A 14,941-nucleotide genomic window follows, 5' to 3' on the forward strand; every position below is an offset into this window, starting at 1 on the left:
GTGCCGTACCAGTCGGGGTCGGTCAGCTCCTCGGCGCGCTTGACCCAGACGCGGGTGTCGCGCCAGTCGGTGAACAGGCTGACGCTGTAGCCGCTCGACATGATCGCGTCGAAGTGGTCGAGGGCGTCCAGGGGCAGGCCCTCCCGGACGTACTGGCGCAGCTCGAAGGCGGGCACCAGGTCCAGTGTGAGCGAGGTGACGACGCCGAGGGCGCCGAGCGCGACGACCGATCCGGGGAAGTCGGCGTCGCCGCGCGAGAGCGACAGCAGCGAGCCGTCGGCCGTGACGAGCTCGATCCCCGACACAGCGGCGGCCAGGCACGGGACGGCGTCGCCGGAGCCGTGCGTGGCGGTGGCGACCGAGCCTGCCACGGAGATGTGCGGCAGCGAGGCCATGTTCGCCAGCGCGAACCCGGCCTCGTGCAGCAGCGGCGCGAGCCGCGCGTACGTCACGCGGCCGCCGACCCGCACGGTGGCCGCCGCGGCGTCGATCTCCACCCGTTCGGGCATCCGGTCCAGCACGACCAGCTCGCCCGTGGTGTCGGCGACGTGGTTGAAGGAGTGTCCGCTGCCCAGGGCCCGCACGCGCGGCGAGGAGGCGACGAGCCGCCGGAGCTCGTCCAGTGAAACCGGATGATGGACGTCTTTGGCCTGAAATGCGGTGTTTCCCGCCCAATTGGTCAGCGTCACGGCCTTACCTTCCCACAGCAGGTTCCTCAACAACATCCGCTTGTCAGCACAGCCGGTGCCCGCTAGGTTCTGGTGCCGCTGACGGAGGTGTGCGGTGCTCTATCTCTCCCAGGCCGCCGGCCTGGCCACGCTCGTGCTCTGGCTCTACTGCCTCTTCGAGGCGATCACCACGCCGGAGGAGCTCTGCCGCAACCTGCAGAAGACCCTCTGGGTGATCATCGTGCTCTTCCTGCCGCTGATCGGCTCGGTCGCCTGGCTGGTGGCGGGCCGCCCCGAGCGGCTGCGCCCGGCCACCGCCCGGCCGAGCGCCTTCCCCGAGTACGACCGCCCCGGCCGCTTCGCCGCCACCAACCCCGACGACGACGAGGAGTTCCTGCGCCGCTGCCGCGAGCGCGCCGAGGAGCAGCGCAGGAACGCCCCGAAGAAGCAGGACGACGACTAGAAGCCCTGGGCCAGGCGGTAGTACGCCTGGTTCCAGCGCAGTTCCTTCGTCAGCCGCTCGGTCGTCGTGTCGGCGTCGATGACCACCAGCTCCACGCCCAGCATCTCGGCCAGGTCGGTCAGCTCCTCGCGGCCGACGGCCTTCGACAGCACCGTGTGGTGCGGCGCGCCGGCGGTGAGCCACGACTCGGTCGAGGTGCGCAGGTTCGGCCGCGGGCGCCACACCGCGCGGGCCACCGGCAGCTTGGGCAGCGGCTCGGGCGGCGCCACGACGTCGATCTCGTTGGCCACCAGCCTGAACCGCTCGCCCATGTCGGCCAGGCCGACGACGATGCCGGGGCCGGGCTCGGCGTCGAAAACCAGCCGCACCGGGTCCTCCCGGTTGCCGATGCTGAGCGGGTGGATCTCGCACGACGGCCGGCCGGCCGCGATCGACGGGCAGACCTCCAGCATGTGGGCGCCGAGGATGAGCTCGTTGCCGGGTGTGAGGTTGTAGGTGTAGTCCTCCATGAAGGAGGTCCCGCCCGGCGTCATGGCCTTGAGCGTCCGCAGCAGCACCGAGGTCTTCCAGTCGCCCTCGCCGCCGAAGCCGTAGCCGTCGGCCATGAGCCGCTGCACGGCCAGGCCGGGCAGCTGGCGCAGCCCGCCGAGGTCCTCGAAGTTCGTGGTGAACGCCTTGAAGCCGCCCGCTTCCAGGAAGCTCCGCAGGCCCAGCTCGATGCGGGCGGCGTAGCGCAGCGACTCGCTCCGCTCGCCGAGCAGTTCGGGGGTCACGGTGTACTGCTCGGCGTACTCCTTGACCAGCGCCGTCACGTCGGCGTCGGAGGCCGCGTCCACGGCCTCGACCAGGTCGTTGACGCCGTAGGTGTTGACCGAGACCCCGAAGCGCAGCTGCGCCTCGACCTTGTCGCCCTCGGTGACGGCGACGTCGCGCATGTTGTCACCGAAGCGGGCCAGCTTCAGCGTGCGCAGCTCGGCTGCGCCCCGGGCGGCGCGCTCCCAGGCCAGGATGCGCTCGGCCACGGCGGGGTCGCTGACGTGCCCGGCCACGGTCTTGCGCGGTACGCCGAGCCGCGTCTGGACGAACCCGAACTCGCGGTCGCCGTGGGCGGCCTGGTTGAGGTTCATGAAGTCCATGTCGATGGTGCTCCACGGCAGCTCCACGTTGGCCTGCGTGTGCAGGTGGAGCAGCGGCTTGCGCAGCGCGTCGAGCCCGGCGATCCACATCTTGGCCGGGGAGAAGGTGTGCATCCACGCGATCACGCCGGCGCAGGAGTCGTCGGCGTTGGCGTCGAGCATGATCCGCCTGATGGCCGCGGCGTCGGTCAGGACGGGCTTCCACTCCACCTCGACGGGGAGCTGCGCGGCGATGCCCTGCGACTGCTCGGCAACCTGACGCAGCGTGTCCTCGCCGTACAGTCCCTGACTGCCGGTCAGAAACCAGATCTTCAACGCGGGCTCCTCTGTCCGTAGACGTTCTGATAGCGGTCGTACAGGCGGTCGATGTCGTCCTGCGCGATGGGCAGCGGGGTGCCGAGCTGGCGGGCCACGTGCACCGTGCGGGCCACGTCCTCGCACATGACGGCGGCCTTCACCGCGGCCTTCGGGTCCTTGCCGATGGTGAAGACTCCGTGGTTCTGCATGAGGACCGCCGGTGAGCGGTGGCCCTTGAGCGTCTCGACGATGCCCTGGCCGATGGAGTCGTCGCCGATCAGCGCGAACGGGCCCACCGGGATCTCGCCGCCGAACTCGTCGGCCATCGCGGTCAGCACGCACGGAATGGCCTCGCCGCGCGCCGCCCAGGCCGAGGCGTAGGTGGAGTGGGTGTGCACGACGCCGCCGACCTCGGGCATGTTGCGGTAGACGTACGCGTGCGCGGCCGTGTCGCTGGACGGGGCGTGCTCGCCCTCCACGAGGGTGCCGTCGAGGTCGCAGACGACCATGTTCTCCGGCGTCAGCTCGTCGTAGGAGACGCCCGACGGCTTGATGACGAACAGGTCCGCACCTGGGACGCGCCCCGAGACGTTGCCGGCCGTCCAGGCGACCAGGTTGTAGCGGACGAGCTCAGCATGCAGGTCCGCAACGATTTTCCTCACTTGCTTGCCTCGTTCCTGATCGCTCGGAGGGTGTGCAGCATCCGCCCGTCGGCGAAGAAGTCGTGGAGTCTGCGGTACTCGGCGTAGAGCCGGTCGTAGGCGTCGGCGCGGGCCGTGTCGGGCACGTACGCGTTCTCGGTGCGCTTGCCCATGGCCGCGGCGGCCTCCTCGATGCCCGGGTAGGCCCCGGCGGCGACGGCGGCGTGGATCGCCGAGCCGAGCGCGGGCCCCTGGTCGGAGCCGATGACCGACAGCGGCCGGCGCAGCACGTCGGCGTAGACCTGCATGAGGAACGGGTTCTTCAGCAGCCCGCCGGCCACGATGAACTCCTCGACCGGCACGCCCGCCCGCTCGAACGTCTCCACGATCATCCGGGTGCCGAACGCGGTCGACTCGATGAGCGCGCGGTAGACGTCCTCCGGCTTGGTGGCCAGGGTCTGGCCGACGATCACGCCGGAGAGGTTGTGGTCGACCAGCACCGAGCGGTTGCCGCCGAACCAGTCGAGCGCGACGAGCCCGTGCTCGCCGACCTCCTGCTTCTCGGCCAGGGTGGTGAGGTACGCGTGCAGGCCCTGCTCGCCGGCCTGCTCCACGTAGGAGGCGGGGACGTGGTTGTCCACGAACCAGGCGAAGATGTCGCCGACCGCGGACTGGCCGGCCTCGTAACCCCACAGGCCGGGCACGATGCCGTCGCGGACGACGCCGCACATGCCGGGCACCTCCGCGAGCTGGTCGCTCGGCATGATGTGGCAGGTCGAGGTGCCCATGATGGCCACCATCTGGCCGGGCCTGACGGCGTCGGCGGCGGCGGCCGTGACGTGCGCGTCGACGTTGCCGACAGCCACGGCGACACCCTCGGGGACGCCGGTCCACGCGGACGCCCGGGCGGTCACCCGGCCGGCGAGCCCGCCGAGGTGGGCCAGCGTGACGCCGCCGACCTTCTCGCCGACCGCGCCGGTGGCGAGCTTGCCGACGAAGCCGGCGAAGCCCGGGTCGAGCTCGGCGAGGTACTCCTCGGACGGGTACGCGCCGTCCTGGAAGATCCCCTTGTAGCCGACCGTGCAGATGTTGCGGCTCTCGACGCCGGTGAGCTGCCAGATGATCCAGTCGGCCGCCTCGATCCAGCGCTCGGCCCTGGCGTACACCTCGGGGGCCTCCTCCAGGACCTGCAGAGCCTTGGCGAACTCCCACTCCGAGGAGATCTTGCCGCCGTAGCGCGGCAGCCAGCCCTCGCCGCGGCGCGCGGCCAGCTCGTTGATCCGGTCGGCGTGCGGCTGGGCGGCGTGGTGCTTCCACAACTTCGGCCAGGCGTGCGGCTCGTCGGGCGTCTCGAAGCACAGCGGGGTGCCGTCGGCCGTGGTGGGCAGCACGGTGCAGGCGGTGAAGTCTGTGCCGATGCCGACGATCTCCTCAGGACGTACACCGGCGGCAGCGATCGCCTGGGGGACGGCGTTCCTGAGCACGTCGATCCAGTCCTGCGGCGACTGCAGCGCCCAGTCGGGCCCGAGGCGCACGCCGGAGCCGGGCAGCTCGTGTTCGATGACCCGGTGGGCGTACTCGTGCACGGCGCTGCCCAGCTCCGCGCCGTCGCTCACGCGGACGACGACGGCACGGCCGGAGAGCGTGCCGAAGTCCACTCCGACCACGTAACTGTTAGCGTTCACATTGAACTCCAGAGGTTTCCGGGGGCATGCCCATCATCTACCTGACCGCCCTATCGAGCAGGGGCCGTGCTCGACCGGACGACGAAGCCCGGCGGCACGACCAGCCGTTCGGCCGTGGCCGGTCCCATGTCGATCTGCCGCAGCAGGACCTCGATGCACTGCCGGCCCACCGCGGCGAAGTCCTGCCTCACCGTGGTGAGCGGCGGGGAGAAGAACTCCGACTCCGGGATGTCGTCGAAGCCCACCACGCTGATGTCGTCGGGAACGCGCACCCCCTTCTCCGACAGGGCGCGCAGCACGCCGAGTGCCATCTGGTCGTTGGCCGTGAAGATCGCCGTGACGCCCTTCATCGCGGCCAGGCTCTTGCCCGCCTCGTAGCCGGCCCGCGGGCTCCAGTCGCCGGCCAGCGGCTCGGGCACGGGCCTGCCCGCCTCCTCCAGCACCGCGCGCCAGCCCGCGATCCGGCCCTCGGTCTCCAGCCAGTCGGTCGGGCCGGTGACGTGCCAGACCGTCTCGTGGCCCTGGTCGAGCAGGTGGCGGGTGGCGAGCCTGGCGCCCTGGACCTGGTCGATGCAGACCACCGGCACGCAGGCGTTGTGCATGCCCTCGACCGCGACCGCCGGCATGCCGGACGGCAGGTTGTCCAGGGCCCGCCAGGCCGAGCGCTGCGGCGCCACCACCACGACCCCGTCGACGCCCTGCTCGGTCAGGTAGCCGATGGCGTCGCGCACGTTGTCGGTGTCGATCGACTTCAGGCTCACGATGCTGACGAAGTAGCCGGCGGTCCTGGCCGCCTGCTCGATGCCGTAGATCGTGCTGGCCGGACCGTACAGCGTGGTGTCGAAGCTCACCACGCCGAGGGTCCGCGACCGCTTGGTGACCAGGGCGCGGGCCACGAGGTTGCGCCGGTAGCCCAGCCGGGTGATCGCCTCCTCCACCCGGGCACGGGTGTCGGCCCGGACGTTCGGGTGGTGGTTGAGCACCCGGGAGACCGTCTGGTGCGACACGCCGGCCTCCCTGGCCACGTCGGCCATGACCGGCAGGCGGCGCTTGGGGGTCGTCACGGTCTCTCCTTTCCCTGGGCTTCGAGGATCTTATTTCAGCGCGAAACTCCGGCCCTGCGCTTGGTCCAGACGTCGAAGGCGACGGCGGCGAGCAGGACGATGCCCTTGACGAGCATGACGCGCTCACTGGGCGAGCCGATCAGGGACATGCCGTTGTTGATGACCGCCATGATCAGGCCGCCGGTGATGGCGCCGACGACCTTGCCGACGCCGCCCTGGACGGCCGCGCCGCCGATGAAGGCCGCCGCGATGGCGTCCAGCTCGAAGCTGTTGCCCGCCGTGGGGCCCGCCTGGTTGAGGCGGCCGGCGAAGATGATGCCGGCGATGGCCGACAGCACGCCCATGTTCACGAAGATCCAGAAGACGACCGACTTGACCTTCACACCGGACATGACGGCCGCCTGGAGGTTGCCGCCGATGGCGTAGATCTGCCGGCCGAAGACCGTGCGGTTGGCCATCAGGGAGTAGGCCAGGACGAGCACCGCCAGCAGCACGAGCACCCACGGCAGGTTCTTGAACCGGGCGAGCTGCACCACCAGGAAGAGGATCAGCGCCGCGCCGGCCACCAGCTTGAGCACGAACAGCGCCATCGGCTCGACCGTCTGGCCGTAACCCTTGCGGGCGTTGCGGCTGCGCCACTGGGAGGCGAACATGCCGGCGATCGCCACCAGGCCGATCAACAGGCTGAACAGGTCGGCGCCGCCGAGCGGGCCGAGGCCGATGTTGCCGAGGTAGCCGTTGGTGAAGCCGTTGGCCAGCGTACGGACCTGGTCGGGGAACGGGCCGATGCCCTGGTTGCCCAGCACGGTCAGGGTCAGCGCGCGGAACAGCAGCATGCCGGCCAGCGTCACGATGAACGCCGGGATCCCGAAGTACGCGATCCAGTACCCCTGCCAGGCGCCGATGAGCGCGCCGGCCACGAGCGTGATCAGCAGCGCCAGCGGCCACGGCAAGCCCATGTTGACCATGAGGACCGCCGACAGCGCTCCCGTGACCGCCACCACCGAGCCGACCGACAGGTCGATGTGACCGGCGATGATGATCAGGATCATCCCGATCGCGAGGATCAGGACATAGGAGTTCTGGACGATGATGTTCGAGATGTTCTGCGGCGTGAGCAGCGCGCCGTCGGTCAGCACCGAGAACAGCGCGATGATCAGGGCGAAGGCGATGTAGATACCGCTCGATCGCAGGTTGAGTGAGAGGCCGCCGAGCGACACCCGGCCCGGCTGCCGTGGCGCTCCCCCGTCGCCCTTGGCGCCGACCTCCACGTCGGCGGGCGTGATGCTGCTCATCTGAGCTACTCCTGTCCCTTGGTCATGAGGTGCATGAGGCGTTCCTGCGTGGCTTCCCGGCGCGGCACCTCACCGGTGATGCGACCCTCGGAGAGGGTGTAGACGCGGTCGCACAGGCCCAGCAGCTCAGGCAACTCCGAAGAGATCACCAGCACGGCCTTGCCCTCGTCGGCGAGGCGGTTGATGATCGTGTAGATCTCGTACTTGGCGCCGACGTCGATGCCCCGGGTGGGCTCGTCGAGGATGAGCACGTCAGGCTCGGTCAGGATCCACTTGGAGAGCACGACCTTCTGCTGGTTGCCGCCGCTCAGCTTGCCGACGACGCTGTCGACGCTGGGCGCCTTGATGTTCATGCTCTTGTGGAACTCCTCGGCGACCTTGTACTCCTCGTACTCGTTGACCCAGCCGCGCTTGGCCAGCCCCTGGAGTCCGGCCGCGCTGATGTTGCGCTTGATGTCCTCGATGAGGTTGAGCCCGTACCGCTTGCGGTCCTCGGTCGCGTAGGCGAGGCCGTGCCTGATCGCGTCCTGCACGTTGCGGATCTCGACCGGCTTGCCGTCCTTGAAGATCTTGCCGGAGATGTTCACTCCGTACGTCCGGCCGAACACGCTCATCGCCAGTTCGGTGCGCCCGGCACCCATCAGGCCCGCCAGGCCCACGATCTCGCCGCGGCGCAGCGTGAGCGACGCGCCGTCCACGACCTTCCGGCCGGGCTGGCTGGGGCTGTAGACGGTCCAGTCCTCGATGCGCAGCGCCTCCCCGCCGATCGTCGGCTCGTGCGGCGGGAAACGGTTGTCGAGTGCGCGGCCGACCATGCCGGCGATGATGCGGTCCTCGGTCACGTGGTCCTTGGCCATGTCGAGGGTCTCGATCGTCCGGCCGTCACGGATGATCGTGACGGAGTCGGCGATGGCGGTCACCTCGTTCAGCTTGTGGGAGATGATCACGCAGGTGATGCCCTCGTCCCGCAGCCCGCGCAGCAGGTCGAGCAGGTGGGCCGAGTCGTCGTCGTTGAGCGCCGCGGTCGGCTCGTCGAGGATGAGCAGCTTCACCTCCTTCGCCAGCGCCTTGGCGATCTCGACGAGCTGCTGCTTGCCGACGCCGATGTCGGCGATCGCCGTCGTCGGGTTCTCGTCGAGGCCGACCCGCCGCATCAGCTCGGCGGCCTCGTAGTTGGTGCGGTTCCAGTCGATCAGGCCGCGCTTGGCGCGCTCGTTGCCGAGGAACACGTTCTCCGCGATCGACAGCTGCGGGCTGAGCGCCAGCTCCTGGTGGATGATGACGATGCCGGCGCGTTCGCTGTCGCGGATGCTGCCGAACTCGCAGCGTTCGCCCTCGAAGAGGATCTCGCCCTCGTACTCGCCGTACGGGTAGACCCCGGACAGGACCTTCATCAGCGTCGACTTGCCGGCGCCGTTCTCCCCGCATATGGCGTGGATCTCGCCCCGTCGGACCGACAGGTTGACGTCCTGCAGCGCCTTGACGCCGGGGAACGTCTTGGTGATCCCGCTCATCCGCAAGATGTGCTCGGTCATATGCCCCTCGCTCAGGGAGAGCCCCGGGGACGGCCGCTCGCCGTTCCCCGGGGCAGGCCCTTACTTGAGCTGGTCCTCGGTGTAGTAACCGGCTCCGACGATCTCTTCCTGGTAGTTGCTCTTGTCCACGATCACGGAGTCGAGCAGGTACGAGGGCACGACCTTGGTGCCGTTGTCGTAGTCCTTGGTGTTGTTCACCTCGGGCTGCTGCCCCTTCAGCACGGCGTCGGCCATCTTCACGGTCTGCTCCGCGAGCTTGCGGGTGTCCTTGAAGATGGTGGAGTACTGCTCACCGGCGATGATCGACTTGATCGAGGCGAGCTCGGCGTCCTGGCCGGTCACGATCGGGTACGGCTGGCCCGAGGTGCCGTAGCCGGAGCTCTTGAGCGCCGACAGGATGCCGATCGACAGGCCGTCGTACGGCGAGAGCACACCGTCGACCTTGGTGCCGCCGGTGTAGGTCTTGGTGAGGATGTCCTCCATGCGCTTCTGCGCGGTGGCCGGGTCCCAGCGCAGGATGGCCGCGGTCTTGAAGTCGGTCTGGCCGCTCTTCACCACGAGCGTGCCGTCGTCGATCTTCGGCTGGAGCACCGACATGGCGCCGTTCCAGAAGAACGTGGCGTTGTTGTCGTCGGGCGAGCCGCCGAACAGCTCGATGTTGAACGGACCCTTCTCGCCGTCCTCGACGCCCAGGCCCTTGAGCAGCGAGGTGGCCTGCTGCACGCCGACCTTGGCGTTGTCGAACGTGGCGTAGTAGTCGACGTTCTCGCTGTTGCGGATCAGCCGGTCGTAGGCGATGACCGGGATCTTGGCGTCGGCCGCCTGCTGAAGCTGGGAGGTGATGGCGGTGCCGTCGATCGAGGCGATGATCAGGAGCTTGGCGCCCTTGGTGATCTGGTTCTCGATCTGGTTGGCCTGCGTCGGGATGTCGTCCTGGGCGTACTGGAGGTCGACCTTGTAGCCGAGGGCCTCGAGCTGCTTCTTGACGTTGTCGCCGTCATGGATCCAGCGCTCGGAGGACTTGGTGGGCATGGTGACGCCGATCAGGGCGCCCGCGTTGCCGGCCGCCGCGGACCCGGAGGCTTCGGCGTCGACGGTCTTCGTGCTCGAGCCACACGCCGTCATGGTCACGGCGAGCGCGATGGCGGACACCACGCCCCCGATTCGTCCCAACCTCATTGTGATCTCCTTGCGATGGGGGTCGCGGCAGCGCTGGACGCGGCGGCTGCCGGTTAGAGTGAAGAACTCGCTCACGGAACGTGACAAATGGAACGAAAGGCCCCGTTCGTTCCGCCGATTGTTATCGTTAACAAAGTCTATGTCAACGGTTGAAGCTAACCTGGTGGAAACGTTCCGGTAACTTTTCATGCAGGTCAGCGCCGTGACCCTCCGGAGAACAGGCGTTGCAGGACGATGAAGACGAAGAGCAACATTCCGATGAAGATCTTGGTCCACCAGGACAGCAGCGTCCCCTCGAAACTGATGATCGTCTGAATCAGGCCGAGCACGAGCACGCCCAGCACGGTGCCGAGCAGGAAGCCGCTGCCGCCGGTCAGCAGCGTGCCGCCGATGACCACCGCCGCGATCGCGTCCAGTTCCATGCCGACGGCGTGCAGGCCGTAACCCGAGAGCATGTAGAACGACAGCAGCAGCCCGCCGAGGGCCGAGCAGAACCCGCTGATCGTGTAGACAGCGATCTTCGTCCGCCCCACGGGCAGCCCCATGAGCAGCGCCGACTGCTCGTTGCCGCCGGCCGCGTAGACCGTCCGGCCGAAGCGGGTGTAGTGCAGCACGTACGCCGCCACGAGCACCACCACCACGGCGATGACCACACTCGGCGAGATCCACAGGTCGGCGAACAGGTCGATCCTGGTCTGGGCGAACACGGTGAACGCCGGGTCGGCGATCGGGATCGAGTCGGTGCCGATCGTGTAACACAGCCCCCGGGCCAGGAACATGCCCGCCAGCGTCACGATGAACGGCTGGATGTCGAAGGCGTGCACGACGTACCCCATCACCAGCCCCAGCCCCGACCCGACGGCCAGCACCAGCGGGATCACCAGGTACGGCGGCCACCCCGGCCCCTCCATGAGGGCGGCCGCGATCATCGTCGACAGCGCGACCACCGACCCGACCGACAGGTCGATGCCCCCGGTGAGGATCACGAACGTCAGCCCGATCGCGACCACCAGCAGGAACGCGTTGTCGATGAAGACGTTCAGTACGACCTGCCCGCTGGCGAACCCCTCGTAGCGGATCCCGCCCGCCGCGAACATCGCCACGAACAGGCACCCGGTCACCAGAACCGGCAGATACTTCGCGGGCACCCGCCCGCGGCCGAGCGTCAGCGTGCTCACGTGGTCACCCGCACCTTCTCGTCCGTGGCCGGGGCGGGCGCGACCGCGCGTCTGCGCCGGTGGAACACCTTCTCGCGGAACGACGGCGACTGGATGAGGCAGACGGCCGCGACCACCAGCGCCTTGAACAGCAGCGTGGTCTCCGGCGGGACGCCGATCGAGTAGATCGTCGTGGTCAGGGTCTGGATGATGAGCGCGCCCAGCACCGTCCCGGCCAGCGAGAACCGGCCGCCGGCCAGCGACGTGCCGCCGATCACCACGGCCAGGATGGCGTCCAGCTCGATCCACAGGCCGGCGTTGTTGCCATCGGCGCTGGAGACGTTCGAGCTGATCATCAGCCCGGCCACGCCCGCGCACAGGGCGGCGAACGCGTAGACCATGACGATGATCCCGCGCGAGCGGATGCCGGCGAGCCGGCTCGCCTCCGCGTTGCCACCGACCGACTCGATCAGCATGCCCAGCGCCAGCCGCCTGGTCAGGAACGCGGTGACCGCCAGCACCACGGCCACGATGACGATCCCGAACGGCACGGTCAGCCAGTAGCCGCCGCCGATCATCTTGTACGCCGGGCTGTTGACCGTGATGATCTGCCCGCCGGTGATGAGCTGGGCCAGGCCCCGCCCGGCCACCATCAGGATGAGCGTCGCGATGATCGGCTGGATGCCGATGCCCGCGACCAGGAACCCGTTCCAGGCCCCCAGCAGCAGGCAGAGCCCGAGCGCCAGCGCCACCGCGGTGAACAGCCCGGCGTCCTGGCTGATCTGCAGACAGGCCAGCGCCCCCGAGATCGCCACGACCGAGCCCACCGACAGGTCGATGCCGCCGGTGGCGATCACCAGGGTCATGCCGATCGCCACCAGGATCAGCGGTGCGCCGAAGCGCAGGATGTCGATCAGGCTGCCGTACAGGTGGCCGTCCCTGACCTGGATCGACAAGAAGCTGGGCGTGAAGAACACGTTCAGGGCCAGCAGCAGCACCAGCACCGCCGCCGGCCAGACCAGGCGCCTCACCTAGGCTCGCCCTCCGCTCGCGATCGTCTCCATCAGGACGTCAGTGGTCAGCCGGTCGTCGTTGGGCAGCTCCGCCACCAGGCGCCGATCCCGAAGCACCTCGACCTTGTGGCTGAGCCGCAGCACCTCCTCCAGCTCGGCGGAGATGAACAGCACCGCCATGCCGCCGTCGGACAGCTGGGCGACCAGCCGCTGGATCTCGGCCTTCGCCCCGACGTCGATGCCCCGGGTGGGCTCGTCGAGGATGAGCAGCCGGGGCGCGAGGATCAGCCACCGGGCCAGCACGACCTTCTGCTGGTTCCCGCCGCTGAGGTTGCGGACGAGCTGCTCGGGGTTGGGCGGGCTGATCTTCAGGGCTTCGACGTACCGGCTGACCAGCTCGTCCTGCTGCTCGCGCGGCACCGGACGGGTCCAGCCGCGGGTGGCCTGGAGGGCGAGGATGATGTTCTCGCGCACGGTGAGGTCGGGGATGAGCCCGTCCTCCTTGCGGTTCTCCGAGCAGAACGCGATCTTGTGGTTCATGGCCGCGCGGGGCGTGCGCAGCGACACCGGTGTCCCGCCGACCGTGATCTCGCCCGTGCTCGCGTGGTCGGCGCCGAACAACAACCGGGCGACCTCCGTACGTCCCGAGCCCAGCAGCCCGGCCAGGCCCACGACCTCGCCCTCGTGGACGGTGAGGGTGAACGGCTCGACGGCGCCCGCCCTGCCGACGCCGCGCGCCTCGACCAGCGGCCGGTCGAACGTCTTGTGCTCGCCGTGCAGGCGTTCCAGCGCGGCCAGCTCCTGCCCGATCATCTTGGCGACCAGGCGCACGGGGCTGAGCTCGCGGGTCGGGTACTCCCCCACGAGCCGGCCGTTGCGCAGGATCGTCATCCGGTCGGAGATCTCGTAGACCTGGTCGAGGAAGTGGGAGACGAACAGGATGGCGATGCCCTGCTCCTTGAGCCGCCGCAGCACCCGGAAGAGCTGGGCCACCTCGTCGGCGTCGAGGCTGGAGGTGGGCTCGTCGAGGATCAGCACGCGCGCGTCCACGTCGATCGCCCGCGCGATCGCCACCATCTGCTGCACGGCCAGCGAGCACGACGACAGCGGCGCCGACACGTCGAGGCTGAGCTCCAGCCGCGACAGCAGCTCGGCGGCCCTGGCCCGCATGCGCTTCCAGTCGATGCGGCCGCGGCGGCGCGGCTCGCGGCCCAGCAGGATGTTCTCGGCCACGGACAGGTTCGCGCAGAGGTTGACCTCCTGGTAGACGGTGCTGATCCCGGCCCGCTGCGCCTCCAGCGGCCCCCCGAACGCGACGGTCGCACCGCCGAGCTCGACCGTGCCCGCGTCAGCCGGATACACCCCGGTGAGCACCTTGATCAGTGTGGACTTGCCCGCCCCGTTCTCTCCCATGAGCGCATGCACCTCGCCGGGCAGCAGCCGCAGGTCCACCCCGTCCAGCGCCGTAACCCCCGGAAACCGCTTGCAGATCCCCTTCATCGTCAAAACCGCCGCGGCTTCACCCATCTCCACCTCCTCACCCCTCTCTCCATCCGCCCGACGTACCGCAAGCGGGCCGCGGCCTTCACCCGAAAGCAGAACCCGCCGCCACCACCCCAATCCAGCCGAGCACGCCACCGGCCCAGCCGAACCACCTTCGCGAAGAGCCCAGCCGACGTACGGGGGAACTCCGCCCTCGAGTGGCCTCAGCCGGAGTACGGGCCGATGCGAAGTCAGTACTGGCGCGTGGACAGGACCTGCTTGGCCTGGTCCTGCGTGAACGTGGTCTCCTCGGTCACCACCCGAGCCGGCACCTGCTGCCCCGCCACGACCTTCTTGGCCAGGTCCATGAGCTGCGGCCCGAGCAGCGGCGAGCACTCCACGATGAAGTTGATCCTCCCGTCGGCGAGCGCCTGCATCCCGTCCCGGACGGCGTCCACGGTGATGATCTTGATGTCCTGGCCGGGCACCTTCCCGGCCCCTTCGATGGCCTCGATCGCGCCGAGGCCCATGTCGTCGTTGTGCGCGTAGAGCACGTCGATGTCCGGATGCGCCTTCAGGAAGGCCTCCATGACCTCCTTGCCCTTGGCCCGGGTGAAGTCGCCGGTCTGCGAGGCGACGATCTTGAACTTGGGGTCGGCCTGGATGATCTCCTGGAACCCGGCCTTACGGTCGTTCGCGGGCGCCGAGCCGGTCGTGCCCTGCAGCTCGACGATGTTGACCGTCTCGGTGGCGTCCTTGTACTCCTCCACCAGCCACTGCCCGGCCTTCCTGCCCTCCTCCACGAAGTCCGAGCCGAGGAACGTCTTGTACAGGCTCGCGTCAGGGGAGTCCACCGCCCGGTCGGTGAGGATCACGGGGATGTTCGCGTCCTTGGCCTCCTTGAGCACGGTGTCCCAGCCCGACTCGACCACCGGGGAGAAGGCGATGACGTCCACCCGCTGCTGGATGTAGGAGCGGATGGCCTTGATCTGGTTCTCCTGCTTCTGCTGGGCGTCGGAGAACTTGAGCGTGATGCCCGCGCTCTTGGCCGCGTCCTGCACGGACTTGGTGTTCGCGGTACGCCACCCGCTCTCCGCCCCCACCTGGGCGAAGCCCATGGTGATCGGGTCTCCGCCGCCGGAACCGCCGGAGCCGCCGGAACCGCCGCTGCCACCGCTGCCGCCGCTACCGCATGCCGCCAGGGACATCGCGGTGAGCCCGGCCAGCACCATCGCCGAGATCCTCTTCAACACGTGGGGGGTCCCTTCTCCTGTGAACGCTAACATCGGCAAGGCGGACCGCCGCCTTCATACGTCCTGCGTGTAC

Annotated in this window: 13 protein-coding genes; 1 reads left to right on the forward strand and 12 read right to left on the reverse strand. The window is 69.0% G+C overall.

All coding sequences use genetic code 11. The features are described 5' to 3' along the window. The coding region (locus E1286_RS25640) for an FAD-binding protein (RefSeq protein WP_132616235.1) at nucleotides 1-689 on the reverse strand (689 nt) is incomplete at its 3' end. A 94-nt stretch (nucleotides 690-783) separates the two neighbouring features. On the opposite strand from E1286_RS25640, the gene E1286_RS25645 reads away from it, so the two are divergent. Continuing rightward, entirely contained in the window at nucleotides 784-1,131 is a 348-nt protein-coding gene (locus E1286_RS25645) for a PLD nuclease N-terminal domain-containing protein (protein WP_132616237.1), read from the forward strand. Here the strand turns inward: E1286_RS25645 and araA are convergent. The 11 genes from araA to E1286_RS25700 form a co-directional block, all read right to left on the reverse strand. Continuing rightward, on the reverse strand, nucleotides 1,128-2,582 hold the full coding sequence (gene araA / locus E1286_RS25650) for an L-arabinose isomerase (protein ID WP_132616239.1): 1,455 nt from the start codon (nucleotides 2,580-2,582) through the stop codon (nucleotides 1,128-1,130). The genes E1286_RS25645 and araA overlap by 4 nt on opposite strands. Next, nucleotides 2,579-3,226 (reverse strand): L-ribulose-5-phosphate 4-epimerase, encoded by a 648-nt coding sequence (locus tag E1286_RS25655; protein WP_132616241.1) that lies wholly within the window; start codon nucleotides 3,224-3,226, stop codon nucleotides 2,579-2,581. The genes araA and E1286_RS25655 overlap by 4 nt, the downstream gene beginning before the upstream one ends. After that, a complete protein-coding gene (gene araB, locus E1286_RS25660) occupies nucleotides 3,223-4,872 on the reverse strand; it encodes a ribulokinase (RefSeq protein ID WP_132616285.1) in 1,650 nt (549 codons plus the stop codon). Before araB ends, E1286_RS25655 begins: the two co-directional genes overlap by 4 nt. 68 nt (nucleotides 4,873-4,940) lie before the next feature. Further along, complete coding sequence (locus E1286_RS25665) at nucleotides 4,941-5,924, reverse strand: LacI family DNA-binding transcriptional regulator (protein WP_132616287.1); 984 nt, start codon at nucleotides 5,922-5,924, stop codon at nucleotides 4,941-4,943. A gap of 65 nt (nucleotides 5,925-5,989) precedes the next feature. Continuing rightward, complete coding sequence (gene mmsB, locus E1286_RS25670; protein ID WP_187368221.1) at nucleotides 5,990-7,249, reverse strand: multiple monosaccharide ABC transporter permease; 1,260 nt, start codon at nucleotides 7,247-7,249, stop codon at nucleotides 5,990-5,992. Between the two features lie 5 nt (nucleotides 7,250-7,254). After that, nucleotides 7,255-8,784 (reverse strand): multiple monosaccharide ABC transporter ATP-binding protein, encoded by a 1,530-nt coding sequence (gene mmsA, locus E1286_RS25675; RefSeq protein WP_132616243.1) that lies wholly within the window; start codon nucleotides 8,782-8,784, stop codon nucleotides 7,255-7,257. A 60-nt stretch (nucleotides 8,785-8,844) separates the two neighbouring features. After that, nucleotides 8,845-9,963 carry a multiple monosaccharide ABC transporter substrate-binding protein gene (gene chvE / locus E1286_RS25680; protein ID WP_132616245.1) on the reverse strand — a complete coding sequence of 373 codons (1,119 nt, stop codon included), beginning with the start codon at nucleotides 9,961-9,963 and terminating at the stop codon, nucleotides 8,845-8,847. 194 nt (nucleotides 9,964-10,157) lie between these two features. After that, complete coding sequence (gene yjfF, locus E1286_RS25685; protein ID WP_132616247.1) at nucleotides 10,158-11,141, reverse strand: galactofuranose ABC transporter, permease protein YjfF; 984 nt, start codon at nucleotides 11,139-11,141, stop codon at nucleotides 10,158-10,160. Beyond that, on the reverse strand, nucleotides 11,138-12,151 hold the full coding sequence (locus E1286_RS25690; protein ID WP_132616249.1) for an ABC transporter permease: 1,014 nt from the start codon (nucleotides 12,149-12,151) through the stop codon (nucleotides 11,138-11,140). Before E1286_RS25690 ends, yjfF begins: the two co-directional genes overlap by 4 nt. Continuing rightward, nucleotides 12,152-13,660, reverse strand: a complete 1,509-nt coding sequence (locus E1286_RS25695; RefSeq protein ID WP_132616251.1) for a sugar ABC transporter ATP-binding protein — start codon at nucleotides 13,658-13,660, stop codon at nucleotides 12,152-12,154. It abuts the gene before it with no gap. Between the two features lie 206 nt (nucleotides 13,661-13,866). Further along, nucleotides 13,867-14,868 carry an ABC transporter substrate-binding protein gene (locus tag E1286_RS25700; protein WP_223190364.1) on the reverse strand — a complete coding sequence of 334 codons (1,002 nt, stop codon included), beginning with the start codon at nucleotides 14,866-14,868 and terminating at the stop codon, nucleotides 13,867-13,869. Between the last annotated feature and the right edge of the window lie 73 nt (nucleotides 14,869-14,941).

It is taken from the genome of Nonomuraea terrae (genome assembly GCF_004348995.1).
Classification (GTDB): Bacteria; Actinomycetota; Actinomycetes; order Streptosporangiales; family Streptosporangiaceae; genus Nonomuraea; species Nonomuraea terrae.